4 protein-coding genes are annotated in these 2,162 nt (G+C 40.1%); all 4 read right to left on the reverse strand.

The features are described from left to right. Window positions 1–365 (reverse strand): hypothetical protein (locus BIZ39_RS22095; protein WP_222936745.1); only part of this gene is annotated, 365 nt, incomplete at its 3' end. A 5-nt stretch (window positions 366–370) separates the two neighbouring features. Beyond that, entirely contained in the window at window positions 371–604 is a 234-nt protein-coding gene (locus tag BIZ39_RS21335; protein ID WP_187448040.1) for a hypothetical protein, read from the reverse strand. 8 nt (window positions 605–612) lie between these two features. Further along, a complete protein-coding gene (locus BIZ39_RS21340; protein WP_187448041.1) occupies window positions 613–1,872 on the reverse strand; it encodes a TraU family protein in 1,260 nt (419 codons plus the stop codon). Between the two features lie 2 nt (window positions 1,873–1,874). Then, the coding region (locus tag BIZ39_RS21345; RefSeq protein WP_187448042.1) for a hypothetical protein at window positions 1,875–2,162 on the reverse strand (288 nt) is incomplete at its 5' end.

Below are 2,162 nucleotides of genomic sequence, written 5' to 3' on the forward strand. Positions count from 1 at the left end.
GTTGCGATGTTTACTATAGCCAAACCCTTTCGGACCAAGTCACTATTAACACTTTTTTGTTCGTGATTTCTCATTAATACAGGTTTGACCCGAGCATTTTTTCCGTAACTAACAACAGTAAATTGGTACCAGTTGCCAACATATGTTTGAAGGTGACCATTTACCGGCTTGAAGAATGGTTCATCCCTTACAGGAGTTGATATGTAAGCTAGTGAAAGAAATCTAAGCTGTCCTTTTGAGTCGCCAACGGTAAGTACATTATGACCATCAACGTCTAAGACTTTTCCAAAAAACGTTCTCTGTTCTTCTGCAAGTATAACAGTGGGTAATACCATGAAGATTAAAAATAAGCTTCTAAGAAGCATGTCAATCATCCTTTTTGAACTTTCTTGAACTCTTTAACCTTCAAAGAGCAAAAGATTTTTACGAATGCAATGAAACCGATTAAGTAAGACAAAACAATAAAATTGATAATCCCGGTTGCATAAAGCGTGCTGAATAAAAATGCTAGTGAGATAAAAAGCGGGTTAACATTCGCTCTATATTCTTCCCACTGTTTTGCCTGATGAGAAGCAGATTTATCGCTAATATAAACTACAGTCATCTTTTACCTCACAGGAATTGTATTAAATCTAAACAGCAGTCCATCCACTGAAAGATCAGGTAACTAGCATGTCCTTGTTGCACACCACCACGCCACATCCCCCATGAATAAGATGTTTGCCCGGAAGGGTGGGTGCATGTGCTATTAAGAGAATTCATTTTTATCTGTTCTACATGATTGGCAGACATATCACCGGTTCTAACAACTGAACCACCGACCGTTACTGAGCCTGTTGGATCAGGGGTTGTAGTACCTTCACTTAACGAGTCTCCACATCCTGCTTCTCCAACGCAAGTAGACTCATCGCTACTAGATTCTGAGTCAGGCCAAAGCTGTTGCCAGCGATACATCGACTTTTTCAAAAATGGCATTTTAGTAGGTTTACACAATGCGTCTTCACCCATAGTCTGCTCGAGCATCCCTATCCGAGAAAGAAAATACAAAGCCCTGTGAGCTATTAAAGATTTAGCTTCAACTTTGTTTGGCTCTGCACCGGTATGGCCCGTTATAGGATAGGTATATCCATAGCATCCTTGTGCCATTATCAGTTCGTCAATGGGTGAACCTGCGGATGCAGCAATGCAATCAACAGGCAAAAACGGCATTGAAAGAGGGGATGCAAACAAAATCGATTCTGGAACCATAAATGCCGCAAGTTGTGAGTCGTAGTGATGTGGAAGAGTTTCAGAAAGCCATAGAAGGTCATAAGAAACATAGCCAGAACGGTCACATGTAAACTCGTTTAATGTTTCGAGAATGTGCATGAGAGGGAAAGAAGCAAGATGCCAGGACCATGATGATTGATTATCAGCATTTTCCTCATTGCTATCGCTATTATCTTCGTTTCCTATGTTAAAACGAGAAGTAAGACCCATCTGCGAAGCAAGTTCTAACCCATTTAACTCTGGAAAACAGTAAGGTTTTTTTGTTACTGTAAGCAGGTATTTAGGTGCGTAGTAACCAGTAGTTACACCGGCTTTGGGGAGTTCACCATCTAGAATATCACCACTACATAAACAACCTCTGTCGTTCGCTCTATCTGCAGGCGCGTAACGAGTCTTACCATAAAGAGTCACGCCACCTATCTGCAGTGGGAAGACTCCTTCCCAGCACACATCAGTTATCATTGCAGTACCAATAAGGTTACTCGAAGGACAAAGGATTTCGTCAACACCTAGTCCCTCTGTTACTCCTTCCTGTGCTGATATTTTATTGCAATTGAAGATAGAAAATAGAAAGATTGCTATAAATACTTTGAAAGATTTCATAATTAACCTTTAGGTACGTTGTTAACATCAGCCACTTCAATTTTTAATTGGTTACCAACTTGGTAAGCGAGTGAGGGGATCGCTTCAATAAAAAATCTTTCTACAAGCAGTGAATTGACCTGCGATATAAAGCCAAATTCTTCTACATATTCCGCCATCTCAGAAGAAGCTGGTAATGTCGTAGAGAAAACTCTCAGATTAGGTCTTTGTTTTCTCCACTCTCTAACTTGAACAATTTGTTTTTTATCTGAAAGGTCAATAAATGCATAATTGTCAGTCAGTGGTAGATG

Origin of the sequence: Alteromonas sp. BZK5 (assembly GCF_014349115.1) — a bacterium.
In the GTDB taxonomy this organism is placed as follows: Bacteria; Pseudomonadota; Gammaproteobacteria; order Enterobacterales; family Alteromonadaceae; genus Alteromonas; species Alteromonas macleodii.

Coding starts and splice junctions, on each gene's coding strand:
- BIZ39_RS21335 (WP_187448040.1), bottom strand. CDS start 604: ATGACTGTAGTTTATATTAGCGATAAATCTGCTTCTCATCAGGCAAAA.
- BIZ39_RS21340 (WP_187448041.1), bottom strand. CDS start 1,872: ATGAAATCTTTCAAAGTATTTATAGCAATCTTTCTATTTTCTATCTTC.